This window comes from Pseudoroseomonas cervicalis ATCC 49957 (genome assembly GCF_000164635.1).
Lineage (GTDB): Bacteria > Pseudomonadota > Alphaproteobacteria > Acetobacterales > Acetobacteraceae > Pseudoroseomonas > Pseudoroseomonas cervicalis.
On the sequence record NZ_GG771024.1, the window covers coordinates 1 to 1237 of the forward strand.

Below are 1237 nucleotides of genomic sequence, written 5' to 3' on the forward strand. Positions count from 1 at the left end.
CTGCCGCATGGCGTCGTCGCCGGCGGCGGGCCGCGCACCGCCACCCGCAACCAGCGTCTGGCGCTGGTGCTCGGCCTGCTGGGCGCCGCGCTGTTCCTGCTTTGGCTGTTCTCGGCCATCCTGACGCCCTTCGTGCTGGCCGCCTGCATCGCCTATTTCCTCGACCCGCTGGCGACGCGGCTCTCCCGCCTCGGCGTGCCGCGCGGCCTCGCCGCGCTGGTGCTGGTGACCGGGCTGATGGGGCTGGCGCTGCTGGCCCTGCTGCTGCTCTATCCGCTGATCATCGCCCAGGTCGGCACCCTGCTGGCGCGGCTGCCGAGCTATGCCGCCGGCATCGCCAGCGCCCTGCAGGAGGCGCTGGCCGGCCTTGAGGAACGCTTCGGGCCGGAGGTGTTCGACACCCGCCTGCGCGACCTCGCGGTCAGCCAGATCGGCGCCATCCTCTCCTTCCTCGGCGCCGCGGCGACGCGGCTGATCGGCGGCGGCTACGCGCTGTTCTCGGTCTTCACCCTGGTGGTGGTGACGCCGGTGGTGGCCTTCTACCTGCTGCGCGACTGGCCGCGCATCATGCTGCGGCTGGAGAGCTGGCTGCCGCGCCGCTCCGCCGCCGTGCTGCGCCAGCTGGCGCGCGACACCGACCGGGTGCTCAGCGCCTGGCTGCGCGGCCAGCTGCTCTGCTGCGCGCTGCTCGCGGCCTACTACGCCGTCGGGCTGTCGGCGGTGGGGCTGGAACTCGGGCTGATGGTGGGGCTGGCCTCCGGCCTGCTCTCCTTCATCCCCTATGTCGGTTCGGCCACCGGCCTGGCCACCGCCCTGCTGCTGGCGGTCGGGCAGTTCGGCACCTGGGACGGGGTCGGGCTGGTCGCCGCCGTCTATGTCGCCGGCCAGACCATCGAGGGCTACATCATCTACCCCCGCCTGCTGGGCGACCGGGTGGAACTGCACGCGGTCTGGGTGATCTTCGCGCTGTTCGCGGGCGGTGTGGCCTTCGGCTTCCTCGGCGTGCTGCTGGCGGTGCCGATGGCCGCGGCCCTTGGCGTGCTGGCGCGCTACTGGCTGCGGCGCTATCTGGAGAGCCCGCTCTATCTGGACCCGCCACGGACCGGATTGTAAGCCGGGTCCAGCCAGGGAGAGGGGAGCGGTGGCAGCGCGGCCAGCCAGCATCAGGCGCCGCCCGGGGCGGATCCGGGCGGCAGGGGGCGGGGCGTGAGCACCGCCACCCCCGAGGACGGCTTCG

The 1237-nt window shown here is 73.5% G+C and carries 1 protein-coding gene; it reads left to right on the forward strand.

All coding sequences use genetic code 11. The annotated features are described in order from the left end of the window. A partial coding sequence (locus HMPREF0731_RS21440; protein ID WP_007006343.1) for an AI-2E family transporter occupies nucleotides 1-1113 on the forward strand: 1113 nt, incomplete at its 5' end. Nucleotides 1114-1237 lie beyond the last annotated feature (124 nt).